Annotated in this window: 19 protein-coding genes; 2 read left to right on the forward strand and 17 right to left on the reverse strand. The window is 58.3% G+C overall.

Annotation, left to right across the window (positions count from 1 at the left end; genetic code table 11):
- Positions 1–55: 55 nt before the first annotated feature.
- From GTU76_RS06800 to GTU76_RS06850, 11 genes are read right to left on the reverse strand one after another with little or no spacing between them, the layout of a single operon-like run.
- A complete protein-coding gene (locus tag GTU76_RS06800) occupies positions 56–2,671 on the reverse strand; it encodes an efflux RND transporter permease subunit (RefSeq protein ID WP_180698290.1) in 2,616 nt (871 codons plus the stop codon).
- Between the two features lie 33 nt (positions 2,672–2,704).
- On the reverse strand, positions 2,705–3,541 hold the full coding sequence (locus GTU76_RS06805; protein WP_093442334.1) for an outer membrane lipoprotein-sorting protein: 837 nt from the start codon (positions 3,539–3,541) through the stop codon (positions 2,705–2,707).
- 57 nt (positions 3,542–3,598) lie between these two features.
- Positions 3,599–4,897, reverse strand: a complete 1,299-nt coding sequence (locus GTU76_RS06810) for a DUF1302 family protein (protein WP_180698291.1) — start codon at positions 4,895–4,897, stop codon at positions 3,599–3,601.
- A gap of 2 nt (positions 4,898–4,899) precedes the next feature.
- On the reverse strand, positions 4,900–5,664 hold the full coding sequence (locus GTU76_RS06815) for an SDR family NAD(P)-dependent oxidoreductase (protein WP_180698292.1): 765 nt from the start codon (positions 5,662–5,664) through the stop codon (positions 4,900–4,902).
- Positions 5,661–6,398 (reverse strand): 3-oxoacyl-ACP reductase family protein, encoded by a 738-nt coding sequence (locus GTU76_RS06820; RefSeq protein WP_016987257.1) that lies wholly within the window; start codon positions 6,396–6,398, stop codon positions 5,661–5,663. The genes GTU76_RS06815 and GTU76_RS06820 overlap by 4 nt, the downstream gene beginning before the upstream one ends.
- A 9-nt stretch (positions 6,399–6,407) precedes the next feature.
- Positions 6,408–9,278 (reverse strand): aminotransferase class III-fold pyridoxal phosphate-dependent enzyme, encoded by a 2,871-nt coding sequence (locus GTU76_RS06825; RefSeq protein WP_180698293.1) that lies wholly within the window; start codon positions 9,276–9,278, stop codon positions 6,408–6,410.
- Positions 9,279–9,332: 54 nt separating this feature from the next.
- A complete protein-coding gene (locus GTU76_RS06830) occupies positions 9,333–10,541 on the reverse strand; it encodes a beta-ketoacyl synthase N-terminal-like domain-containing protein (RefSeq protein ID WP_180698294.1) in 1,209 nt (402 codons plus the stop codon).
- Positions 10,538–11,833: a beta-ketoacyl-[acyl-carrier-protein] synthase family protein gene (locus GTU76_RS06835; RefSeq protein WP_175555442.1), complete on the reverse strand. Its 1,296-nt coding sequence runs from the start codon at positions 11,831–11,833 to the stop codon at positions 10,538–10,540. Before GTU76_RS06835 ends, GTU76_RS06830 begins: the two co-directional genes overlap by 4 nt.
- Complete coding sequence (locus GTU76_RS06840) at positions 11,830–12,888, reverse strand: beta-ketoacyl-[acyl-carrier-protein] synthase family protein (RefSeq protein WP_180698295.1); 1,059 nt, start codon at positions 12,886–12,888, stop codon at positions 11,830–11,832. The genes GTU76_RS06835 and GTU76_RS06840 overlap by 4 nt, the downstream gene beginning before the upstream one ends.
- Before the next feature lies 1 nt (position 12,889).
- A complete protein-coding gene (locus GTU76_RS06845; protein WP_175555444.1) occupies positions 12,890–14,164 on the reverse strand; it encodes a beta-ketoacyl-[acyl-carrier-protein] synthase family protein in 1,275 nt (424 codons plus the stop codon).
- An 8-nt stretch (positions 14,165–14,172) separates the two neighbouring features.
- The gene (locus GTU76_RS06850) at positions 14,173–14,742 is read right to left on the reverse strand and encodes an acyl carrier protein (RefSeq protein WP_175555445.1); all 570 of its coding nucleotides are present in this window, start codon (positions 14,740–14,742) and stop codon (positions 14,173–14,175) included.
- Positions 14,743–15,254: 512 nt separating this feature from the next.
- Here GTU76_RS06850 and GTU76_RS06855 point away from each other — a divergent pair.
- Positions 15,255–15,599, forward strand: a complete 345-nt coding sequence (locus GTU76_RS06855; protein WP_016987264.1) for a cupin domain-containing protein — start codon at positions 15,255–15,257, stop codon at positions 15,597–15,599.
- Between the two features lie 94 nt (positions 15,600–15,693).
- On the opposite strand, the gene mmsB is transcribed toward GTU76_RS06855, so the two are convergent.
- Both mmsB and GTU76_RS06865 read right to left on the reverse strand, forming a co-directional pair.
- Complete coding sequence (mmsB, locus tag GTU76_RS06860; protein ID WP_016987265.1) at positions 15,694–16,596, reverse strand: 3-hydroxyisobutyrate dehydrogenase; 903 nt, start codon at positions 16,594–16,596, stop codon at positions 15,694–15,696.
- 9 nt (positions 16,597–16,605) lie between these two features.
- The gene (locus GTU76_RS06865; protein WP_180698296.1) at positions 16,606–18,132 is read right to left on the reverse strand and encodes a CoA-acylating methylmalonate-semialdehyde dehydrogenase; all 1,527 of its coding nucleotides are present in this window, start codon (positions 18,130–18,132) and stop codon (positions 16,606–16,608) included.
- Positions 18,133–18,281: 149 nt separating this feature from the next.
- Here GTU76_RS06865 and GTU76_RS06870 point away from each other — a divergent pair, with 149 nt between their 5' ends.
- Positions 18,282–19,229 (forward strand): LysR family transcriptional regulator, encoded by a 948-nt coding sequence (locus tag GTU76_RS06870; RefSeq protein WP_180698297.1) that lies wholly within the window; start codon positions 18,282–18,284, stop codon positions 19,227–19,229.
- Positions 19,230–19,902: 673 nt separating this feature from the next.
- On the opposite strand, the gene GTU76_RS06875 is transcribed toward GTU76_RS06870, so the two are convergent.
- The 4 genes from GTU76_RS06875 to yfiR form a co-directional block, all read right to left on the reverse strand.
- Positions 19,903–21,774 (reverse strand): AAA family ATPase, encoded by a 1,872-nt coding sequence (locus GTU76_RS06875; protein ID WP_180698298.1) that lies wholly within the window; start codon positions 21,772–21,774, stop codon positions 19,903–19,905.
- A 119-nt stretch (positions 21,775–21,893) separates the two neighbouring features.
- Positions 21,894–22,388 carry an outer membrane lipoprotein YfiB gene (gene yfiB / locus GTU76_RS06880; protein ID WP_180698299.1) on the reverse strand — a complete coding sequence of 165 codons (495 nt, stop codon included), beginning with the start codon at positions 22,386–22,388 and terminating at the stop codon, positions 21,894–21,896.
- 5 nt (positions 22,389–22,393) lie between these two features.
- Positions 22,394–23,662 (reverse strand): diguanylate cyclase DgcN/YfiN, encoded by a 1,269-nt coding sequence (gene dgcN, locus GTU76_RS06885; protein WP_016987272.1) that lies wholly within the window; start codon positions 23,660–23,662, stop codon positions 22,394–22,396.
- Entirely contained in the window at positions 23,659–24,234 is a 576-nt protein-coding gene (gene yfiR, locus GTU76_RS06890) for a regulatory sequestration protein YfiR (RefSeq protein WP_016987273.1), read from the reverse strand. The genes dgcN and yfiR overlap by 4 nt, the downstream gene beginning before the upstream one ends.
- Between the last annotated feature and the right edge of the window lie 51 nt (positions 24,235–24,285).

Here is a 24,285-nt window from a genome sequence, read left to right on the forward strand (position 1 = left end):
CGCATGACCGGGTTCGCCTGTCGTCTCAGGGCAGGCGCGCCCGGTCGTTGGCGAGTCAGCCCGGTACCGCCTCCCCTTCTGTGCGCAGCGCTTGAACCGGCGCATGCACCGGCGTAATCGCCGCAAAGAACCACGGCGATACCAGCGTCACCAGGACAATGGTCATGACCCCGCTGGAAAACAGCGCCATCGCCACCAATGCGCCGAGATCGACAATCGGCTTGAAGTCGGAAAACAGCAGCGCCATGAAGCCCACGGAGAAGATCACCACGTTGATCACCGTCGAACGGCCGACGCTGTGCATCGCCTGCAAGATAGCCGCGTCGATCTCAATGCCCTGCTGCACCAGCAACTTGATGCGCGACAGCAGGTGCACCGCGTAATCCACCACGCCGACCACCAGGAACGTCACCAGCGTCGTGCCGATGTTCAGCTCAATGCCGAACAGGAACATGAAGCCATAGACCGTCACTGACGTGGTCAGCAAGGTCAGCATGCCGAGCACCCCGAGGCGCACCGATTTGAGCCAGTACATCATCATCAGCGTGACGACCAGCAAGGCCAGGGAAAAACTCAGCACCTGGCCCTGAGTGATTTCCTGCAACACCCCGGTCCAGATCAACGGCGTGCCGGCGTGGGTCACTTCCAGGTTGGCCGGTTTGTTGACCAGCAACCAGGCATCGAGGCGGTCGAGCATGCCCTGATAGTCGCTGGCGACCGACGAGGTCATGGTGTACAGGGTCAAGGCCTTGGAAAAATCGGCGTTGAGCACGTTGTTCAGGTCCGAACCGCCACCGTTCTCGAACAGCATCACGTGCTGCTCGATCAGCGAATTGCCCGGCACTTCAAACTGCTCGACCTGCCCGTCGTCATTGACCGAGGTGACCTTCTCCACGGCATTCGGCACCCGCAGATACTCCGGGTTCATGTCGTTGAGCACCAGGTTCATGCGCTTGACGTACGTGGCCAGCGAGTAGCCGTAACTGACGTTCGGTTGCTGCTTGATGAAGTGGTCGAGCTTGTCGATGAACTGCACCACTTCGGTGGTCAGCACGCCGCGCGGCTCTTTGCTGTCGATCGCGATCCAGCCCGGCGCCGTGCCCGCTACTTTGGCGTGGTTGATGAACTGATCCGACACGCGAATGTGGCTTTCCGGCTTGAAGTAAGCAATGCCGGAGTCTTCGATATCGACGCGGAAGGTGAACACGGTGGCCAGTGCCAGCAGCGGCAGAATGACCATCAGGATCGGTTTGCGAAAGCGGATCATCCAGGCACAGAACGCCACCAGATACCGCGAGATGATCGATTCCTTGTGTACTTCAGCCTTGGCCTGCTGCGGCTGATCCTTGCCCCAGATCGCGATCCACGCCGGAATCAGCAGCAGCGAAATGATTAACGCTGCCGTCAGACCGATCGACATGAACACGCCGAAATTGCGGATGCTGACAATGTTGTTGGTGGTGGAAATCATGAACGTGGCGATGGTCGTCACGGTCGTCAACACCACCGGCACCACCATCAGACGCTGGGTTTCACGGTTGGCCTCACGATTGCTCTTGCCCGCGTTTTTCTGCTCGTAATATTCAGCCATCACGTGGATCGCATCGGAGCAGCAAATGGTGAAGAGGAACACCGGCAGCACACTGGTCAACAGGTCGAACGGCACCCGCAACAGCGCCATCAGGCCCAAGGTCCAGATGGTGCAGAACAGAATGTTGAACAGCGGCAGCAGCACGCCCAGTGGTTTGCGGAAGAAGAAAATCAGCAGCAAGGTAATCAGCAAAAACACGATCGGGAACAGCACGGCCAGGTCGTGATCGATGATCTCCTGCTGCGCGGCGATGAAGATCGGCATGCCGGCAATGAAGATTTCGTCCTTGTACTCGGGGTGCTCGGCCTGATATTGCGCGACGATGCCGCGCACGATCTGATAGGCGCGCAATTGCGCCTGAGCGTCGTCCTGCTTGGTGCCAAGTTCGGCCACCAGCATCGCGACTTTCTTGTCCTTGGACACCACCCCGTCGACCATCAATTCGTTGCCCATGATCTGCGACTCGACCAGCGCCGGGTCCATGTCATAGGCATTCAGGGTTTTGTGGATCAACAGCTCGCCGTCGTCGGTCAGGACGATGTTTTCCAGGTCGCCCATCGAGGCCATTTCGCGGATCGGGTTGATCCGCTCGGCGAGAAAGGTCAGGAACAGCTGATCATGGGAATCCCAGTTTTGACTCTGGGCATGATCACGCAAGGCCTTGGCGTTAGCGTAATCGTTCTGCGAAAAACCGCCGTCGAGAATGTCCCGGGTCAACAACTGCGCACGGCTGTCGTCTGCATGCCGGGCGACGATCTGTGCCAACTGCTCCTTGTCGGCATCGTTGGCCAGAATCATCTTGCGCACTGATTGCGACATCGAAAACAGTGCGTTGAGCGTCGATTTGTTGAACACCGTTTGCGGGTTGTTCAGCGCCACCATGACCGAGTCGAACGTGCCGGTGAATTCACCCTGCAAATCGATGATGGTCTTGCGCGCCGGGTGGCTTTCCTTGAGCAGATAAGGGTTGGTGTCGGACACCAGCGCGCCCAGCGTATAAGTGAAATACGCCGTAATCGCCACCAGCAGGAAAACAATCGCCCGCGCATAGCGCTCGACGAAATTCAGATATCTTTCCATGATCATGCGGTTCCAGGTCGTCGGGGTCGGCGCTTAGCGGGCAGACACGGCAAAGTCCGGCAGGTCACCGGTTTTCAGCCCGCGTTTGATGGCGGTCTGGGTGAAGAGGCGGTCTTCCAGAGAGACGTTGTACTGCAACTGGTTGAAGCGCATTTCCGAACGCGTGCCGTCGATGAAGTGCTCGGTTTCACTGAGCACGATGCTGTCGATCGAGTCGATGGTCGCGACTTTCTGCGTGCGCATCTGCTTGATCAGCACACCTTTGACGTCGAAGAAATCCTGACGCATGACCAGGAAATTCTGCTTGTCGATCCACACCTTCAGCTTGTTGTAACCAGTCTTGGCCAGCACTTCGGGGGACGCCGGTTCGCGCTCGATCACGTAGCAGTCGCGGCCCTTGATCTGTTCTTCGCCGACGAGTTTCTGCGAATAGTCTTTGACGCGGATCTTGTCCAGGTCGGCGTACGAATACTCACTGCCCATGAACGAGCCGCGCTTGTCGGTGGTGGAGATGCGGCGGGTCTGGCGGCTGACTGGCAGGTACATCCACTGGCTGTCTTCCAGGCCGAGGGTTTCGTGGGGGTTTTCGATGTGAAAGGCCACGTCACGGACGTCAGTCGGCGCGGAAAAGTACATGCTGAACTTGTCGCTGTCCGGGTAATCCTTTTGCAGGTAGGTGAACTCGCGAACGCGGGTATTGCCTTTCTTGTCATGCAGGATCAGCGAAACCTGGGACATGAAGCTGTTCCCGTCATTGCGATCGCGTACCTGACGGATGATCTCATCGGCATTGCCAGCCTCGGCGGCACTGGCGCAGGCGCTACCGAGGATCAATGCGGCGGTGGTCAGACTTTTCAAAAACGGCAACATAACAACTTCCTTTTCGTTGGATGAGTGCACCTGCGCGAGCGCGGCAGGCGTGATGGGTCAGAACAGATAACCGGCCGACAGCCGCACTTGATCGCGCTTGCTGTACTCGCCAAAAGACCTGTCGGGTTTGCCGAAGAACACATCCACTTCCAGGCCGAGCTTGATGTAGTCCACCGGCTTGTAGGTGAAGATGCCTTGCAGCAAGGCGTTGTCCTGAAACGGTGGTGAGGCAGCAGCGACCAGACGACTCTTGAGGCGGTCCTGCCAATGGGTGCCTTCGGCCGACAGGGTGAACAGCGGTTCGCGTTTGTCCTGCAACATGCCGTCCTGCCAGTCGAGCAACACCTGCTCCTGCCATTGCGCGGAGATCAGCCAGTCGCGCAACAGGTAGTCGACACCCAGCAGTGACTTGACCATAGGCGTGCTGTCCGCACCGTAGGCACGCGTCGGATTGGTCACGCGCCAGTTGTCGAAATACGCCACCTCGCTGCGCACCACGATGCTGTGCCCGGCGTCGATCGCCAGCCCGGCACCGCCCATGGTGTAACGGGGAAACTGCCGTTCCAGCCGCGTACGGCCGTCGTCGGCGAGGCCTTCGACCGCGTACACCGGGTCCTGCTGACGCGCGCTCAAGGCGACAAAACTGGTGTCCACCGCGCCGATCCGGCCGTTGGCGCTCAGGCCATAGGAATAGCCCTTGTCGCCGTCATAGCCGGGCTTGGAGTCGAGCAGGAAATACTGCGGGTCCGGCGTAGCAAACAGTGGCGCGGCAAATTCACTGCCCTCAACCGGCGCCTGGTTTTTCACGAAGTCAGTGATCCACAGCGCCTCCAGTTCCCACTCGCCCACCGGTTGCGCAAAACGCACCATGGGCACGGCGATGCGGCTGTCTTCGAGCAGCGGCGTCAGACCGTCGCGATAGTCCAGCGGGTTGATCTGATCGAGCACGCGCAATTCATCCGCGCGGCCCCAGACCACTTGCTGCCAGCCCACCGTCACTTCGCCGTCACCCAGCGAATGACCAACGTAGAGGTGCCGCCAATCGGCGTCGAAACGGTACTTGTCTCGCGCCCGTTCGCTGTACGGATTGTTGCCGTCATAGCGCGCGTCGTAACGCACACGACCCTTGGCTTTGTAGTACCCACCCTCCCAGTTGTCTTCCAGGTTGGCTTTGAAATACACGGCTTTTTGCGTGACCTGATCGTCGCCGTGCAGACGCATGGCCGTGGCCACACCGACTTCACCGTCGGCGTAATCGGGCTTCAGATCAGCGACGGTAAATTCGGCCATCGCGGCGGGCGCAGCCATGCACGCCCACACCGCACCCACAATGTGACTGTTGTGAAATCGAAGCATCGCTACATTCCCAACCCGACACCGCCATCGATCACCAGACTCTGCGCGGTCACCCCGCCAGCCTCGGGGCTGGCCAGGTAACGCACCATCGCCGCCACTTCTTCGCTCTGGATGAAACGGCGCATCGGCAGTTTCTTCTTCGCGTTGCGCACGATCTGTTCCTGGGTCAAACCGGCAATTGCCGCTTGCGTCGCCAGTTCACCCTGCAACATCGGCGTATCGATCCACGCTGGCAGAATCGCGTTGACGGTGATCTGCCGCGAAGCGAGATCCAGCGCCAGCGCCTTGGTCATGCCGACGATGCCGTGTTTGGACGCGCAGTACGCGGTGTTGCGCACCTTGCCGGCACGACCGAGGATCGACGACATGTTGATGATCCGCCCACGGTCGGGCATCAGCGCCAGACACAACGAGGTCACGTAGAACGTGCCATTGAGGTTGACCGAAATCACCTTGTGCCAGTTGTGCAGATCTTCCGGTTCGTTCTCGTTGCAGATGCCGGCGCTGTTGACCAGCACATCGACGTATTCGACTTGCGAACCGAGGGTTTTAAAGAACGCTTGCATGGCCGGCAGGTCGGCAATGTTCGCCGCGTGGGTTTCGACCCGCGCCTTGATTTGCTCCTGTTGCTCATCGACCCAGCTCTGCAGTTCGGCCAGATCGAGATCCAGCAGGATCAAGCGATTGTCGGCGTCGGCGGCAAAGTTCTCGGCAACCGCGCGGCCGATGCCTTTGGCCGCACCGGTGATCAGAATGGTCCGGCTCATGGCATTTTCAACCCGCCGTTGACCGACAGGACCTCCCCGGTCAGGTACAAACCGCGATCGGCGAGGTACAGCACCGCTTCGGCGATTTCTTCCGGTTCGGCGTAGCGTTTGATCAACAGACGCGACTGGATTTCTTCTTCCTGACTGCCGATCAGCGCCGTACTCATCTCGGTCTTGACGATGCCCGGGGCGACCGCGTTGACGCGAATATTGCGTGGCGCCAGCTCCACCGCCAAGGCACGGGTCAACGATTCGACCCCGCCCTTGGCGGCGGCATAGTTGCTCTGCCCTTTGCCAGGCTTCTGCGCCGCCACCGAACTGATGTTAACGATGCAACCTTTGCGCTGGCGCAACATGCCCGGCACCACCTGCTGACAGCAGAGCATCGTGCCGATCAGGTTGGTCTGGATCACGTCGATCAGGTCACGCGACGACATCGTCGCCAGCAGACCGTCGCGGGTGATGCCGGCGTTGTTGACCAACAGATCGATACGCTGAAAATGCTGATCGACCCGCTCGAAAAACGCCTTGATGCTGTCGCCGCTGCTGACATCGCACTGCAATGCCAGGCAATCGATCCCCGACGCCTGAACTTCATCGCGCAAGGTCATTGCCGCGACTTCATCGCGCACGTAACTGAACGCGATCTGATAACCCGCCCCGGCCAGGGCCAGGACAATCGCCCGACCGATGCCACGACTGCCACCGGTCACCACTGCTACTTTATTCGGCATGACCGTTCCTTAGAGCGAGTTGTCGGTTTTGAACTGCGCGAGGCTGAAGCCGTGAGTCGCCGCCAGTGCACGAATTTGCTGAACCTGCTCACGGCTGATGTCGCCGTAGGAGTAGTGCTGTTTCATCCCGGACAGGCCCATCAGCACCGACTCGGCCATGCACGCGTACAACTGACCTTGCTTGAGATAGGCCCGTACGTTTTTCACCAGGCCATCGCCCAGCGGCGTCTGCACGATGCCGCCGTGCATGTAGAGCACGTCGGAGCGCTGACTGGCGAGGTTCTGGTCGACGTTCAACGGAACGGCGATGTCGCAGATCACGCTGTTTTCGGCGAAGTGCTCGGCAAAGAGAAACGGCTGCGGTGCGTTAGCGGCGCAGAGCACGATGCGCGCCTGTTTCAGCACATCAAGATCGTTACTGACGGTGATGAAGGCGTTCGCGCCCAAGCGTTCCTCGACCAGTTTCGCCACGCGCTGCCCCAGATCGGCACTGCTGCCATGGGCCTGCAACAGCGCATCGATGCCGTCGATTTGCTGCAAGCGACGGGCGAGGCGATCGTGCTCGGCCACGCCCTTGAGAATCGCGCGGGCGGCTTCGGCGTAAATCTGTTGCGCGGTTTTTTCCAGACGACGCAGGGAACCGTCGCGGCCGCTGCCGATGAGGATCAGGTGCTCGACACTGGTCGACAGCAGCGAAGCGTAGGTCGAGGCGATGTTGCCGGCGGCACCGACCACCGCAGCGGTCTGCTCGCTCAGTTCCAGGCCTTGCTGCTTGCAGCCCTGTTCGATGGCTTCCAGGCCCATGCCGATGGTCAGGGCGTTACCGGAGGTCAGCGCCATGTCAGGAATCTGCAGCGCCTGGCAGTTGTTGGTAACGATCGAGGTGTACATGCCCAGCCCGGCGACGGTGTAGCCATCGGCGCGGGCATCCTTGATGCGATTGCTGACTTCTTCGCGGATGGTCTGCAGATCACCGCTGGCGATATACGCCGCCATGGCATCGGAATCCATGCACAGCGGGTACAGGGTGAATTCCACGGCAGTGCCGAGTTTCGAGCGAATCTGCACCGGGCCGATTGGCGCGGCACGGCGCTCGGGGGCCATGCGCTTGATGAATTCGCGTTTCTGCTCAGCGCTCAGAGTCGACAGTGAAGGATCGACGTCACTGAGCATGTCCGAATCAATCAGATGGTTGATGAACGCCACGCGCGCCACCACGCGTACGTTCTCGTCAGACTTTGGGAGGCTTTCGTTCTCCTTGAAACTGACCTCACGAGCCGGCACCTGCGCGATGCTGTCGGCACACACACCGGCGGCCAGCGGGAAAGCATCGCGGCGGCGCAGCATGTCGCAGACTTTCTGCAAAGAACCGATCAAACCGTCGATTTCTTCGAAGGTGATGCACACCGGCGGTTCCAGACGGATCACATTGGCGTTGCTGCCCGACGGCGCCACGCGCAGCGATTCGAATTGCAGCAGGTAGCCGGCAATGATGTAGCCCAGCGCATCGTTGTACTGCGCCGATGCCTGAACCAGTGAGCTGGTGCCGGTCAGATCGTGCAGTTCGAAGCCCAGCAACAAGCCACGCCCGCGCACGTCGGCGATCACGTCCGGATAGGCCGCTTTGAGTTCCAGCAGCGAAGACTTGAGGTATTCGCCCTTCTTGTTCACGTCCTTGAGCATCGCGCTGTCGTTCTCGAACAGACGGCGCAGGGCCGACAGGGCGATATGGCAGGACGCATCATCTTCGGCAAAGGTCGAACTGTGGATGTAGCTGAAATCGTTTTCGTAGTGGCTGGCGCGAATCACCGTCGCGGCAATCTTCATCAAACCACCGCCCAAGGCTTTCGACAGGCAGTAGTAATCACCCTGCAAGTTGAAATGGCTGGCGCCGAGCAAGGTGCCGGTGCGGCCGAAACCGGATTGCACTTCATCGATGATCAGCGGGCATTGCTGCTCGTTGCACAGACGCCGCAGGCCCAGATAGAACTCATTGGCGAACTCGTTGATGCCGCCCTCGCCCTGAATCGGCTCGAGCAATACCGCGGTGATCGCGCTGAATGCTTCGCGGCGGACCTGCAGGGTTTCGCCGCTCCATTCCAGGCTCAGCCAGTGACGCACGTGACGGGCCGGCAGATCCTGCAATTGCTGTGGCTGCTGCGGGTCGATGAACTCGACGTTGAGGCCGAAACGGGCGAACGGTTTGCGGTACTGCTTGCCGTACGTCAGTTGAACGGTGTTCACCAGTTTGCCGTGGAAGCTGCCGCGCACAGCGAGGAATACCGGTTCGACATGCAGTTGCGCCAGGTTGTGCTGGCGCACCGCTTCAGCCACTTGGCGCACGGTGACGCAGGACAGATTCTGCGGCAGCAGGCCGGCGGGCAAATCGAGATCGTCGATGTCCAGTTCGACGTATGCCTTGTCGCTGGCGACCAGATTGGCGAGGGCGAAATCGAGCTCGTCGAATTGCTTCTGCAGGTTTTTCTGACGACGGTATTCGGCGTGCTTGACGGCGATTTCCACCGACTCGGCGCCACTGTTGGAGAAGGTCGAGATGTAGCGTTCGCTGTTGTTCAGTTCACGGTTGAACGCTTCACTGAGTTCACGCCCCAACTGCCCCGCCGCACCGCGCACCGACATCTGCGCGTTGAACGGCACATCGGCACGCAGCAGGTCGACGAGTTGATCGACAAATTGCGGATCGTTGTGGCCATACAGCGCGGCGCCGTAACCCCCAAGGAAGTCGGTGACGGTCACTTCGTCGCCCTGGCGGTCGCGGTAAAACAGTTTGCTGCCCAGCGCTCTGTGGAACTGGCATTCGAGGCCCAGGGCCTGCATCAATTCTACGAATTTCGGCCGTACGTAATCGCGGTAATCCATGACAGTTCTATCCCTTAAGTAAAAAATCAGATGCGTTTCGTTGCGTGCCGACGGTCAGTCGGCCGCGTGAAATTCGAGTTGGTAACCGGCGCTGAAACCGTTGTCGTCGCGGTTGATCACCAGGCAATCGTGGAGCACGGCATCGCGCGGACCGCCGAGCACAAACGGCAGGTGCGCATCCAGCGGTTGCTGCAGACCACTGACCGGCGGGATGCTTTGCGCCTGCAAGACCTGCCGGGCAAAGATCAGATCAACCAGGCTCGGTGCACCACTTAGAATGCCGGTCAGCGGCGTGCTGCTGGTGATGTGCGCAGCGCCGGTTCGCGCCAGCGTGCGGGCCAGATCGGCATCCTTGTGCGGATCGCCAGTGGCGCTGCTGACCAGCAGATCCACCTGTTTGTCTGGCAGATTCAGCGAGTCCAGACGCGGATGGGCGAAGAGCGCCGTCAGGCAGGTTTGCGGGCCTGCCGGCAGATCATCGGCGCGGCGCAGTACCAACGCTGCCGCGCCTTCGCCGGCAATACCACCACGGCCCTGGCGATCAAAGGCACGCAGGCTTGGCGTTCCTTCGGTGCTGATCACCCCCGCCTCGGCCAGCGCGGCGAGCGCCAACGGATCCAGTTCACTGCCCGCGCCCACCACAATGGCCGCATCGATCCGACCGCTCTGCAACGCCGCGCAGGCTTCGCGCAGCGCCGCCAGGTTGCCGGCCACGCCTTGCATGTAGGCGTTGCATTCGCACTCAAGCTTCAAGGCCAGACTGACGACGCCGAGCAAACCGTTGCTCAGGCTTTTGAGGACAAGAAACGGATCGAGCGCGCGCTCCTGCAACACGCGTTTGGCCAGACGCTGCATGTCGGCACCGGTCTCGGTCTGACACTCGTGCAACAGTTCGCCGTAGGACGCGAGCGAGGGATGGGTGTGACCGCCCTGGCAGCAATAGAGACCAAAACGCACGTTGTCGCGGCCCGGTTCAAGCCCGGCCTCGGCCAACGCCTGGCGCACGGCACTGACGCCCCAGATCACTGCCGGCGGACAGTAGCGCTGGAGGTTTTGCGCAACGTCCTGACGGCTACGTTGATGGTCTCGATCAGCGATGTGTCCGAATGCAGTGACCCGCTCGCTGTGGAACAACGACGAGTTCAGAGGCGAGATCGCGCTACGTCCTTCGCGGGCCGCCGACCAGAAGCCCTCAACGCCCCAGCCGGTGGGCAACACACAGCCGCTGCCGGCGATCGCTACACGTACAGTGGCGTCAGTCATTGTCCGTGCTCCCGATATTTGCCAAGGGCCAGCGAGGTATTGAGGCCACCGAAACCGAAGGAATTGCTCAACGCGTAATCCACTCGGCGGCTGACGGCTTGACCGGCGCAGTAATCCAGATCGCACTGTTCGTCGGCGTCATGCAGGTTCACCGTTGGGGTCACCAGATCGTTGAGGCAGGCCAACGCGGTGACGATGCATTCAGGGGCGCCAGCGGCCGCGATCAGGTGACCGAACTGTGATTTGTTGGCGCTGACGGCCAAGGCTTGATAATGCTTGTGTTCGGCGAACACACTTTTGATCGCCAGGGTTTCGGCGACGTCATTGAGTGGGGTCGAGGTGCCGTGGGCGTTGATCAGATCAATCTGCTGCGCGCGCAAACCGGCGTCATCCAGCGCGGCCTGCATCGCCAGTGCCGCACCGCGTCCTTCCGGTTGCGGTGCGGTGACTTTGTAAGCGTCCAGACTGCTGCCGAAACCCAACACTTCGGCATACGGCGTGGCGCCACGGGCCAAGGCATGTTCGAGGCTTTCCAGCACGACGAAACCACCACCCTCGCCGGCAATCAGACCGCTGCGGTCACGATCGAACGGACGGCACAGATCCGCGCCCCAGCGCTGCTCGCTCGACGCGGCACCGAGTAAATACAACGCGGCCATGGTGTCGAGGTTGAGCACCGAGTCGGCGCCACCCGCCAGCGCAACGCTGACTTCTCCGCGACGAATCATCTGAAAGGCATTGCCGATGGCTTGTGAAGCGCCGGCACAGGCACTGCTGATGTTGATCACCGGCCCTTCACAACCCAGGTCGTCGGCGATTACCCGCGCCAGACGGTCGTTGCTCTGACGCAGCGAGCCATCGGCATTCACTTGCCCGGCCCGCGACATCAGGTACGACCAGCTCGGGGTGCCGCCATTCGGGGCTTCGCTCAGCAGCATGTCGGCGAGCATGTGCTGCGGTGCTCCCGAGGCACACAGCACCGCCGCGCCCCGCAACTGTTCTGGCTGCAAGCCGCTGTCACCGACGGCCTGCGTGGCAGCCACCCAGCCAAAGCGACTGCGCTTTTCCAGCGGCATCGTCCAGGCCGGATGGCTTTGCAGTTTTTCCGGCAACAGGCGCATGTCGACAGGCGCTGCATAACGCACCGCGAACGAGGCCTCTTGCAGGTCGTCCGGCTGCCATGGCCGTACGCAATGTTCGGCGCCGAGCATTTTTTCCCAGAGGGTCTGCCATTCGAAACCGAAACCGGTGACGGCGCCCATGCCGGTGATCACAATCCGTGTCGCACTCATGCGTGCTTCTCCATGGTTTCACTGGCCAACAGCAATGCGCCCCAGTGACCGGCGCGAGTGTGGCTGACAAGCAACGTGTAGCCCGGCGTCGCCGCGACTTCACGGCTGAGGTGCAAGGTCAGTGCGACCTCTGTCAGCAAGGCGCTGGCGCCCAGTTCACCGGTCATGGCGCGGGTGCTGCGAATCTCGCGCGGGAAAGCTTCGAGCAGCTTCATCACTTGCCCGTCAGCGCAATTGCCGACGATATGCTCGACGTCGCCGACCCGCAGTTTTTCGACGCTCAGGACCTGATCGATGACGCGCCGACCCACCGCCACAGACCGTTGCGGATCGGTGCTGTAACCACGGGCAAACCCGGCGATGCGCACGGCGTGTGCCGCACCCGGCGGTGGTGTCGACGCCAGCAACAGCGCGGCGGCGCCCTCACCGAAAATCGGTTCGCTCGCCTGATCGGGCTCGCGCAGGTACAGGGCCGGGGTCAGATTCGGACTGCTGCTGACCACCAACGCGGCGTCGGCATGCCGCTCGCCGATCTGCTGGCAGGCTTCGATCAGCGCATCCAGCCCGGCGTTGTCCTGGGAACAGAACCCGCCCATCGGCCCGTGACAATTGAGCGCTTCAGCCACATAGGCCATCACGCTGCTGTTGAGCAGGGTCAACGCATGCAGGGGCGGCGTGTTGGCCAATAACTGCGCCAGTTGTTTTTGCGGCTGTTCGATGATCGCCTGCACCGCATCCCAGCAAGGACTCGGCGCATCGACTTCAGGAATGGCCGCTGTCAGGGCAATGCGCGACGCGGGCAATTGCAGCGCCGCCAGTGCTGGCGCCAGCCGTGCGGCGCAATGCAACAGGCGCAAGCCCTGCGGTTCGACGCTGCGCTGGATCTTGCGATCAAACAGGTCACTGGCCAGTCGCGGCGTCGGCAATGCAAATGCCTGACGCTGTGCGTCAAAGGCCAGCGGTTGCGCCGCGCAGGGCGTGCCGAGCAAGTCAGCGCAATCACTGCCCGCCACATTCAGCACCGTCGCGGCATTGAGATAGATGGCTCGGTTCATGTCATGCCCTCCCCAAAACCAGCGAGCTGTTGATGCCGCCAAAGCCGAACGAGTTGGACATCACCACGCTGATCGGCTGTCGCACCGGCTCGCTCAGGAACTTCAGCGAAGGGTATTCGGCACGCTCGGGGTCGTAATTCAGGGTCGGCAACAGCACACCGTCACGCAGGCTCATCAGCGACAGCACTGCTTCGATCGCGCCACTGCCCGCCAGCGAATGGCCGATGGCGGACTTGTTGGCGGTGAAGGTCATGAAATCCTGGCAGCCGTCGAACAGACGCTGCAGCGCCAACGCTTCACAACTGTCATTGGCCTGCGTGGAGGTACCGTGGGTGTTGACGTGTTGCACGGCGCTGCGCAACAGCCCGGCATCTTCGATTGCTGCTTCCATGCATTCCTCGTATTTACTGCCATCGCGGCTGCTGGAGGTCATTTTCTGCGCCTCGCAGACATTCGCGTAACCCAACACCCGGCCCAGTGGCGCAGCCTTGCGCCGTTGTGCGTGTTCAGCGGATTCGAGAATGACCATCGCCGAGCCTTCGCTGAGGACAAAACCGCTACGGTCCGGCATGAACGGGCGGCTTTGTTCGCTCGCCGGCAAGTCGGCCTGACAGAGCGCGCCAAGGCTGTTGAACATGTAATAAGGCAGTTCGTTGGCCATCAGTTCGACGGCGCCGCAGATAGCCAGATCGATCTCTCCGCGCTCGATCGCCCGGTAAGCGCTGCCGATGGCCATGGTGCCGGCGGCACAGGCATCGGAATGGGTCGAGATGTGATCGCGGATGCCGAGCCAATCGGCCAGGTGTTGTGTCTGTTGATCGACCCGCCGGGTGAAAGTCGCGCTGGACGGTGCCGGACTGTCCAGCAGACGATCGAGGTCGACGCGTCCGGCCTCATCCATGCAACGGCTGAGCCGCTGCAGATCGTGGCTGTCGGCACAGTACTTGTTGGCGCCCAGAAACAGACCGCTGCGACTGTGAGCAAAGTCTGCCGGCGTCAAGCCGGCGTGCTCCAGCGCCTGCCGGGCAACGTACTCGGCCAGCACACTTTGCCGTGGGTGCAGCGCCGCGTTGCCGCCGAAACCGGCCTCGATCCGCTGCCACTGCGTATCGTCGATAAATCCGGCTGCGCTGTTGTTGAATCCCAGCGCCTTGAATCGAGGATGTTCGCGGACACAGGATTGCTTCCGGCAAATCCGCTCGAACAACGTGGCAGCGTCCAGCGCCATGGGCGCCACCAGACCGAACCCGCTCACATAGACTTCTCGTGCCCGCATGAGAACTCCTACACCGCTTCTTTGGCGTGAGTGGTAACAAACTGCTCAACCAATTGACGGGACACTTCATCGCCATCCGCCGGCACCAGGCGCGCACTGCACGCGCCACAGACCACTTGTTGGCGCTCGTTCAGCACCGCCTGGTGAGCATTGCAATCCGGGCAGGTCGCCGGCAGGTAGTTGAAGAGATTGCGGCACTGGTTGGCCCAGTTACGCACGGTGGTCGCGGCGAACACCTGAGCCGGTTGCATGCCCGCCTTAAGTTGATCCGGGGTGTAGGCGCTCAGGCTTTGCTCAAGCAGGCGCTTGCCGCTTTCGGTAATACGACCGTTGGCGAGAAACTCGCTGGCATCACCGCAAACCGTCAACGCATGATCAAGCACGCTGGTTTTCGGCAGTGTGCAGCCATATTGGCGGCCCAGCTGGAAGCTCAAGTCGACGATGTCCAGCGAGTCGGCACCGAGGTCTTCGACGATGCTGCTGTTTTCTTCGATGTCATTCGCATCCATCACCAACAGCTGTGCGAGGATTTCGCGAGTGCTGGCAACAACATGTTCCAAGTCCAATGGATTGTTCATTTCTATCTCCCTATATGTCGTGACTACTTCATGAATTCGACTTATGAAAAGTAACTTTTCCCACAGCAACTTCTCACGCGGCGGGAATCTAAACTCTGCCCTTAAGGGGAGAGTCAACGAACTATTCAAGGTTTTTTTACAATTCGAAAAAAGTCTGAAAAACCCCACGGATACCGCACCCCTTGGTGCGGTGAACGACTTATTTACTTAACAAAGACGGGGTAAGGTGGGGCGCCCGCGGTATCAGGCAGGCTGACTATCGAAAGTAACTAAGCACGCAACGGAACAGACGTACTAAAAGCAAAAACCAGACAAGTAAAATAGTTATAACTTCATAACCTTTGTTGTAGATCAGTACTGCCGTTAATTGATTTTGCTGGAAGGTTCAGGCCTTCATCCGTAAATCGCTGGCAGCGTTTATGGATATCTGCATGTCGAGCACAGACATCTGGGCCAAGGCTCGGCGCTATAGGGTGCAGCTTCCGTTTGATCGCCTTGTCTGGAGCCGACACATGACCGCCCCTATCACCGTTCTACGCGACACTCATCCGCTGCCGGTACTCGATGCCTGCAAATGGGAAAAACTCGAAGGCGACCCGCACACCGTCAACCTCAACGCCTACACCAGCGAAGACGGCAGCAAGATCATGGGCACGTGGATCTGCACGCCGGGCAAGTGGCGCGTTGAATACGTGAAGTGGGAATACTGCCATTTCCAGGAAGGCTACTGCGTGATCACCCCGGACGGCATGGCGCCGATCCACCTGCGTGCTGGCGATATCTTCGTGATTGAGCCGGGCATGAAGGGCACGTGGGAAGTGGTCGAAACCGTGCGCAAATATTTCGTGTTCGCCTGATGCAAAAAAGCCGGGAGATCACCCGACGTGATGTCCCGGCAAACAATGTCTGATACACACAAGCCCCCTGTGGGGGCTAACTCCCACAGCTTGTTCAGCGCTGTCCTTCTATTGCAGGCTTGCGATAGCTGTTGATGATCGCCGAGAAATCCTTCCCGCCATCCCCACGCTGACTCATCGCCTGATACAACTGCTGCGCCACTGCCCCGAGCACCACCGGTTGGTGCGCCTGACGCGCTGCTTCCGTCGCCAGCCCCAGATCCTTGAGCATCAGTTCCGCGCCAAACCCGCCGGTATACCCGCGCGAAGCCGGCGCCGTTTCAACAATCCCCGGCCACGGGTTGTACATCTCCGAACTCCAGCAACGCCCGGTCGAGCTGTTGATGATCCCGGCCAGTACCGAGGTGTCGATCCCCAGCGCATCACCCAGCGCCATCGCCTCGCTGACGCCGACCATCGAGATCGCCAGCAGCAGGTTGTTGCAGATCTTGGCGATCTGCCCGGTGCCGACTTCGCCGCAATGCACGATGTTACGGCCCATCTGCGCCAGCACCGGTTGCAGGGTGGCGAACAGTTGCGGGGTGGCGCCGACCATGAAGGTCAGCGTGCCGGCAGTGGCACCACCGGTGCCACCGGACACTGGCGCATCGGCCATGGCCACGCCTTGTTTCGCCGCAGCCGCTGCCACATCGCGAGCTGTCTGCGGGTCAATGGTGCTGCAATCCACCGCTGGCACACCTTGGCGAATGCCAGCCAGCACACCGTCCTCGCCGAGCCAGACGCTGCGCACATGCACGGCGGCCGGCAGCATGGTGATCACCAGTTCAGCATCCTCGGCCGCCTCACGCGCCGAAGCGCGAATAGTGCCGCCCAGTTGTTCCAGTTCCGCCAGCACGGTTTTGTTCAGGTCGACCAGATTCAGCGAGTGGCCAGCCTTGATCAAGTTGCGCGCCATCGGCGCGCCCATGTTGCCCAGACCGATAAATGCGATTTTCATGGCAGTTCCTCAGCGCAGGTTGATAGTGGTGTTCACGCCGTCGTTGACGCTGTCGTCATCGAACCAGCGCGCCGTGACCGTTTTGGTCTGCGTGTAGAACTGCACCACTTGCTTGCCGTACGGGCCGAGGTCGCCGAGTTTCGAACCGCGCGAACCGGTGAAGCTGAAGAACGGCACCGGCACTGGAATCGGGATGTTGATACCGACCTGACCGACGTCGATTTCCGTCTGGAATTTACGCGCAGCCGCGCCGCTCTGGGTGAACAGGCCGGTGCCGTTGCCGAACGGGTTGGCGTTGACCAGGGCGATGGCTTGATCAAGGGTGTCGACTTCCAGCACCACCAGCACCGGGCCGAAGATTTCCTGGGTGTAGATCTGCATGTCGGTGGTCACGCCCGAGAACAGGGTCGGGCCGACAAAGTTGCCTTGCTCGTAGCCCGGCACCTTGATGTCGCGACCGTCCAGTTCCAGCTTGGCGCCTTCCTTGATGCCGCTTTCGATCAGATCGAGAATGCGTGCTTTGGCTTTCTTCGAGATCACCGGGCCGACATCGGTGCCCGGCTCGCTGCCAGCGTTGACGGTGAGTTTCTGCGCCAGCGCTTTCAGATCCGGCAGCCATTGCTTCGCCGCGCCGACCAGCACCACCACGGAGGTGGCCATGCAACGTTGCCCGGCGGCACCGAAACCGGCGCCGACCAAGGCATTCAGCGCTTGCTCGCGATTGGCATCGGCGAGCACCACGGCATGGTTCTTCGCGCCCATCATCGATTGCACGCGTTTGCCGTGCTTGCCGGCCAGGTCGTAAACGTGAGTGCCGACAGCGGTCGAGCCGACGAAGGACACCGCTTTGATGTCTTTGTGCGTGCACAGACCATCGACCACGTCTTTACCGCCGTGGACCACGTTCAACACGCCCGCCGGAACGCCAGCCTCGATTGCCAACTCGACCAGCAACATGGTCGACAGCGGATCCTGTTCGGACGGTTTCAAAACGAAGGTGTTGCCGCAAGCGATGGCCATCGGGAACATCCACAGTGGAATCATCGCCGGGAAGTTAAACGGTGTGATGCCGGCGCACACGCCGATCGGCTGGCGCAGGGTGTAAGTATCAACGCCGCCGGCGACGTTCTCGGCGAACTCACCCATTTGCAGAGTGCCGATGGAGCAGGCGTGCTCGACCACTTCCAGGCCACGGAAAATATCGCCCTCGGCGTCGGCAATGGTTTTGCCTTGCTCGGAGCTCAGGACGACGGCGATGCGTTTGGAATGCTCGCGGATCAGCGCTTGCAGCTTGAGCATGATGCGCATGCGCGCGCCGATCGGGGTCAGTTTCCAGGTCTGGAAGGCGCGCTGTGCAGCGCTGACGGCGGCATCCACTTCTGCGGCAGTGGCAAACGGCACTTTGGCCAGCACTTGCTGGGTCGCCGGGTTGACGATGTCGTGCCACTCGGTGGACTGCGACTCGACCCACTCGCCGTCGATCAGCAGCTTGACCTTCTGGACCGTGGTTTCGTTGGGCGTAAGCGATGCGTTCATGCTGGTCTCCGAAACTTGTTTTTATCGTAGGAGCCAAGGCGAAAGGTTCGCCTTGAGATGAGGCGTGTGTCACGAGTTGGTTGTCGGACTGTTTTTGGAGTATAGATGTGCAAACTTCTAATAAGAACGCACATATAAGCCCGTCCATCATGCAAAAAAACATCACCTCTCTAGGCTCGCTGAACTGGGACGACCTGAAGTTTTTCCTTGAAGTCGCCCGCACCCGCAAGGCCAGCACCGCCGCCAAACGGCTGGCTGTCGACTACACAACCGTGTCGCGGCGCATCAGTTCGCTGGAAGCGGCATTGGGCACTTTGCTGTTCGAGAAGTCGCGCACCAGCGGCTTCGTCCTGACCACCGAAGGTCAGCGTTTGCTCGGTTATGCCGAGTCGATCGAAAGCACCTTGCACATGGCCTGCGAGCAAGTGTCAGGTTCCGGCGTGGCACTCTCCGGGCATGTGCGCATGGGCTGCACCGAAGGTTTCGGCAGCTTTTTCATCACCCCGCAGCTAAGCCATTTCGTCGATGCTTACCCGGCGATCTCGGTGGACATCCTGCCGCTGCCGCACTTCATCAGCCTGTCCAAGCGCGAAGCCGACATCGTTATCGCCCTGGAACGTCCGGAGCATGGGCCGTATGTGTGCTGCAAACTCTGCGACTACCGCTTGCAGCTCTACGCAACTCAGGAATATCTCGACAAACACCCACCGATCCGCCGCCCGGCAGACTTGGGCAGGCATCAATTCATCAGTTATGTGGATGACCTGGCGTTCAGCTCCGAGCTGCTCTACCTGGCGAACGTGTTGCCGGGCGCCAGCGCCAACTTGCGCAGCACCAGCGTGATCGCGCAGTTCGTCGCGGCGCAGCAGGGGCGCTCGCTGGCGATTCTGCCGTGCTTCCTCGCCGCGCAGGATCCGCGCCTGCTGCCGGTGTTGCCGGAGGAAATCGACATCACCCGGCAGTTCTGGATGTACTGCCGGGAGGATCTGAGGAAGTTGAAGCGGATCACCCTGTTGTGGGATTACATCAGGGAGGTGACTGAGCTAAACCGCCCGTTATTGCTGGGCGAAACGCGAGATCTTCGATTTACAGACTGAGCGCCTGCGAGTCGTGAGGGAGTCTAATCCTAACGATGTCGGAGAGGACTTAGAAACGGGTTGTGACGCCACTTGTGACAATTTAAACGCTGCTTACAGTGATGCGCATGCGCGCTATAAGATCTTGTTAGGGCATGTACTTAATTCAAAATGAGACCGCACGGAAAAACTTAAACATGTAAGTGCAATGAGATGATCTCTGAGCTTTTTCTGCCGAATCTTCATTAGTCTCCCTTCACGCGCTCATGCAGCCATAGTGACATATGGGCGTGAAAAGCCTGATGAAGGCTGCAATGGCTGAGGATGAAATAGGGTGCATGCTTAGAAGTCATTTGATTATCAAGCACATTAACCCTTATAAAAAACAGTTTAGACACGCCTGCATTTATCACCAGACCTACGATACCGCCCGCATCTTAACAGGCCAAACGAATCGATACATTCAAGCGATACCGAAAGGTGACTTGGTTACCAATTTAATAATTATTCGGACACAATCATGAATTGAATTCCCACATCCAAATCATATAAAATTGAAGAGCAGTTCCAATAAACCTATTATCCACCACTAGCAACGCACGCCAAATCCAAAACTAACCGATCAACTCACTATTAGCACTAGAGCAAGACAAAAGGCAGATTGCCCCGCCCCCCTACTTACCAAGCCAACTCATCAAGAAAAAAAATCCCTAACGGTACTAATCCAAAAAGGAGTAATTGTCGCTTCATAACTCTCAGAAATTATGTATTTATTCTGAGGATTAGTAATCAGCTCCTTCACTTTATTTCTAACCCTTATCCTATCTGTTTTCAAAAAATCCATGTCATGGTTAACCATTGCGTATTTACTAAGCTTATTTCTTATCATGCTTACCGAACTGTCAATGCCCTGGATAGTTCTTTTACACGCATCGAAATAATCCACAGAAGGGAGGCAGTCTTCCAAGACAGTAGGCAAATAGTAGCCATTATTTATTGGCTCCACCAATCTTGCTTCCCCCCCCTCAATCTGAAAGCGCTTTATCTGCAGTATCTTTTTTTCTTCTGTCTTATGGCACCCTGTAATTTCGATACGAGAGGCATCCGTATCGATCAAACAGAATATCTTGCCTTTTATAAGTTTACGCTCCGAAGAATCCTCGACGGCAATCTTCAGGTAATTATGTAGTTTAATTACATTTGCCACCCCTCCAACTGGCAAAATTGTCAAATCCGGTATGGAATCATCAATAAGTTTATCAAGATAGTTTTTATCATCAGAGCCTTCGCAGATGATCCAATTCCCACCTGTACTTTTTATAATTGAGAGCATTGATGAAACCAAATCAAAAAAGCTTTTCATCGTGACAGAATCGGGAAAATCTCTTCTTGACTCATGCACATTCATAAGATCAAAACTTTTTATCTCAATCTTCGTGGAGTCGTTACTTATATGATGAAGGGCTGCTTTTTGTGATGTGATGAGCAATCCATACCAATGAGTTGCAATAATCGCCTGACAGTCAGCTTGCTCCGAAATCTCGAAAATCCTCCTAAACTGCTCGTAGCTAGATTTATTTACGAGAGATGCTTCCGGCTCATCTATAGCGATGATTAGCTTTTTCTGACGGGCAGAACTGCTCGTTATGAATGCATGAGCTACATCTATTAAAGCTCGCCGCTGCTCCCCAGAGCTTAATGCCGATATTGGCTTCTTATCTTTCTGCAGCGTTCGATTCGAGAAATAACTTTCTATGATTGAAAATACAATATCCGCTGCATAAACCTTCTTTTGACCTATTACGGGAGTTGAGTAGGTATAACTATCCTCCGAAAGCACCTCATTTATCTCTTTAAGAAAAACATCAAGCTTTGAATTTATCTCATCTACTATGCTTGCTCCATTCCGCGGAGACTTTAGAATAGCCTCTATCTCACTAATCAAGTTTTTATCCATCAGCCCCTGAAACTCCAGCGACTGAATATCCAAAACCTCTTTAGTTGTAATCTCTACTGGAATATAGATGTATCTGTAAGCATCAAAAATTTGTTCCTTAAGATCATCAAGATCCGAATAAGACACACCCTTTGTTTTAAATCTTGTTCTAATGGTAGTATCAAGTGTAGATGTAAAATACGTACCACGATCCGAGTCAACACCGACACTTATAAAATAGTAATCAGACGGATGAGCCCAGCTTTTAATATGCTCTCGAAACTCAATAAGTTTTTCCATCCCTTCGTACGCCACGACACTCGGTGCGGAAGGAATTTGGTATTGCCAAAAATAATCACTTACCAACGCAAGTGCTTTATTTGAAATCTTACATTCACTTTTCTTAATTAAAAAAACAGGACAAATAAAAGACTCAGACCTTTTCGACCCAATATTATAATTCCACTCCCTATTATTAAAACAGACGTCTATAGCTTCGAGAACAGATGACTTTCCAGCACCATTATCACCAATAAAAATCGAAAGCTTATGCTGCCCTTCTTTTATCAATGGTATAAAGTTCACATTAGAATAAGTTTTGTAACCTCGAACAAGACATCCGACTAGCATTTAACACCCCTCCTTCTTGATTTTTTATTTTACTTAATTCAAAGCAAAGCAATTACATAAAACAACAATCCAGCAGTCAAACAGACAATATATCTTCCTAGGGCGATACAGTTCACCGACTAGTCGGCGCTGACCACAATCGCCACGCGACGGTTTTCCGTGCGGCCCGCTGCCGTATCGTTGGACGCCACCGGCTCTTTGCTGCCCAGGCCCTGCAACTGGATGTTCTCTTGCTTCATGCCGACAGTGCCCAGCACGTTGGCGACACTTTTCGCACGACGCAGCGATAGTTGCTGATTGTAGGTTTCCTTGCCCGATGCGTCGGTGTGGCCATCGACGCGCACGCGCTCGATGCCGACACCCAGCAGGGCCTTGCCGATGCGTTCGACGATTTCGGTACTTTCCTTGTTCAGGCTTTCGACGTCGCTGCCAAACAGCACTTTGCCGGACAGGCCAAATTCCCAGCCCTCGTCGGTCAGTTCAAAACCCTGTTGTTTGAGAACGGCGACCTGCGCTGGCGTCAGGCCTTTTTGCGGCGCTGTCTGGCAACCGGTCAGGGCCAGTACGGCGATCAACAGCACAGCGTAAAAAGATCGAATGGACAGTGTGAACACGAGGGTCAGCTCCTGGTTTGAACGGAATCGACCGGAAGCTCCGCCCCGGCCGTGAATTGGGCGCCACGCGAAAGACGCTTGGCTTGATACATCGCCGCATCGGCAGCATCGAGCAAGGCGCCCGGCGTGACCCCATGATCGGGATAAACCGCGATACCGATACTGAGCGAGGTCACGACACTGGTGTCGCCCGGCAGCGCGATGGGCATGTCCATGCTGGCGAGGATCTTGTCGGCGATGCGTTCGGCGTCTTCGATCCTGTGCAGCGGCGTGAGCAGGACGGCGAACTCGTCACCGCCCAGGCGCGCCACCAGATCCTCTTCGCGCAACTGTGCGCGAATGCGATTGGCCACGGCGACCAGCACAGCATCACCGGCAGCGTGGCCGAAGTTGTCGTTGATCCCCTTGAAGCGGTCGCTGTCGAGAAACAACACGGCAACTCGTTCATTGTGTTTGCCGGCGTTGCGCAAGGCGCGGATCAACCGCCCTTCGAAAAAAGCGCGGTTCGGCAGACCGGTGAGGCTGTCATGGCTGGCCTGGTGAGCGAGGGTTTCGTTTTCGTTCTGTAGATGGCTTTGCCACGACTCCAGCTCATCGAGCAAGGCGTTGAAGTCATTGCCGAGGTTATCGAGTTCGGCGATCTGTGCCGGCGGCACGCGGCGGTCCAGCGCTCGTTCGCTGCGGGCGGCGTGAGCCACATTGGCCAGACTGCGCAGAGGACCGGTGATCGCGCGTAACTGGCGACGCGCCAGGTAGAGCGCAACCCAGGCGCTGATCGCGGTACAGAGAATGATCCCCGCCAGACCGCTGAGCAGAAAGCGCATCAGGCTACCGCCATGACCGGTGAGCAATACGCGACCGATTTCACGGTCCTGATGCTCGATAGGCAGGCTGATGGGTTTTTCCAGGACTGCGCGGGTGATCTGCATTTCCAGCTCAGAGAACAAGCCGTTTTCCGGGCGTTGCCAATGCGCGAGCAGTTGTCCCTGGCTGTCCAGAACCTGGGCGTCAGCAACCTCTTCGGCAGAAGCAATCAGTGCCAGCGATTCGTTGGCGGCGGTCTTGTCGTTGAACACCACTGCGGCTTCCACGGTGTAGCTGATCGAACGGGCGATCAAGTGCAGGTTGTGATCGGCGTACACCCGTAATGCCAGTACGCCGAGCAACGTCAGCGAAACACTGGCCATCGCCACACCCACCAGCGCGACCGTCAGATGCCCTCGGCCAATGACCGAACCCAGCGTTGGGCGGCTATTCGATCTGAACAGGTTCATGGTGCCGCCGGTTTGCGACGCGACAATTGCAGCACGCTGGGGTGAATGCGTACGCCGCTGCGGGCAACGGAGTCGAGATTGACCTCGAATGAAACCTGCTCATCGCCAACACGCAGACAGAACAGGCTGCCGACCGTGCATTGATCGCCACCTTCACTGATGCTCAGCACCGGATGACCGATCAGCGAAGCGAACAGCCGAGCGCGTTCATCGGCCGTGAGTTTGCCGATGTACACCGCATCGCATTCGCTGACGATGGCCGGATTATCGGCCAGCAGGCGACGTACGGTGACCGGACGGCCAGTGGCTTGAGTGGTGCCTTTGACCAGATCGTCGGTGTATTCGGTGGGGCCAACGATGCACAGACGCAACTGCGCAGGCTCAACCGGCCAGCGCGCGTAGCTGAGAATACCAAGAACAACCTGCGTGACAGATTTGGCCCGTTGTTCGGCCATACCCGTCGGCGCTTGCGGCTGCGCGACAGCCGCGCCCGTCAACAACCAGAGCAGACCGACAAGCAACGCGTGCTTGCAGACAACTACGCGCCCTGTCGCCCAGACAGACACCTTCATGCAGGGATTCTCTTGGATCGTAGCGAAATGATGCCGCAACGATAGCACAGC

The sequence above is a fragment of the Pseudomonas crudilactis genome (assembly GCF_013433315.1).
Classification (GTDB): Bacteria; Pseudomonadota; Gammaproteobacteria; order Pseudomonadales; family Pseudomonadaceae; genus Aquipseudomonas; species Aquipseudomonas crudilactis.

Coding starts and splice junctions, on each gene's coding strand:
- GTU76_RS06800 (WP_180698290.1), bottom strand. CDS start 2,671: ATGGAAAGATATCTGAATTTCGTCGAGCGCTATGCGCGGGCGATTGTT.
- GTU76_RS06805 (WP_093442334.1), bottom strand. CDS start 3,541: ATGTTGCCGTTTTTGAAAAGTCTGACCACCGCCGCATTGATCCTCGGT.
- GTU76_RS06810 (WP_180698291.1), bottom strand. CDS start 4,897: ATGCTTCGATTTCACAACAGTCACATTGTGGGTGCGGTGTGGGCGTGC.
- GTU76_RS06815 (WP_180698292.1), bottom strand. CDS start 5,664: ATGAGCCGGACCATTCTGATCACCGGTGCGGCCAAAGGCATCGGCCGC.
- GTU76_RS06820 (WP_016987257.1), bottom strand. CDS start 6,398: ATGCCGAATAAAGTAGCAGTGGTGACCGGTGGCAGTCGTGGCATCGGT.
- GTU76_RS06825 (WP_180698293.1), bottom strand. CDS start 9,278: ATGGATTACCGCGATTACGTACGGCCGAAATTCGTAGAATTGATGCAG.
- GTU76_RS06830 (WP_180698294.1), bottom strand. CDS start 10,541: ATGACTGACGCCACTGTACGTGTAGCGATCGCCGGCAGCGGCTGTGTG.
- GTU76_RS06835 (WP_175555442.1), bottom strand. CDS start 11,833: ATGAGTGCGACACGGATTGTGATCACCGGCATGGGCGCCGTCACCGGT.
- GTU76_RS06840 (WP_180698295.1), bottom strand. CDS start 12,888: ATGAACCGAGCCATCTATCTCAATGCCGCGACGGTGCTGAATGTGGCG.
- GTU76_RS06845 (WP_175555444.1), bottom strand. CDS start 14,164: ATGCGGGCACGAGAAGTCTATGTGAGCGGGTTCGGTCTGGTGGCGCCC.
- GTU76_RS06850 (WP_175555445.1), bottom strand. CDS start 14,742: ATGAACAATCCATTGGACTTGGAACATGTTGTTGCCAGCACTCGCGAA.
- GTU76_RS06855 (WP_016987264.1), top strand. CDS start 15,255: ATGACCGCCCCTATCACCGTTCTACGCGACACTCATCCGCTGCCGGTA.
- mmsB (WP_016987265.1), bottom strand. CDS start 16,596: ATGAAAATCGCATTTATCGGTCTGGGCAACATGGGCGCGCCGATGGCG.
- GTU76_RS06865 (WP_180698296.1), bottom strand. CDS start 18,132: ATGAACGCATCGCTTACGCCCAACGAAACCACGGTCCAGAAGGTCAAG.
- GTU76_RS06870 (WP_180698297.1), top strand. CDS start 18,282: ATGCAAAAAAACATCACCTCTCTAGGCTCGCTGAACTGGGACGACCTG.
- GTU76_RS06875 (WP_180698298.1), bottom strand. CDS start 21,774: ATGCTAGTCGGATGTCTTGTTCGAGGTTACAAAACTTATTCTAATGTG.
- dgcN (WP_016987272.1), bottom strand. CDS start 23,662: ATGAACCTGTTCAGATCGAATAGCCGCCCAACGCTGGGTTCGGTCATT.
- yfiR (WP_016987273.1), bottom strand. CDS start 24,234: ATGAAGGTGTCTGTCTGGGCGACAGGGCGCGTAGTTGTCTGCAAGCAC.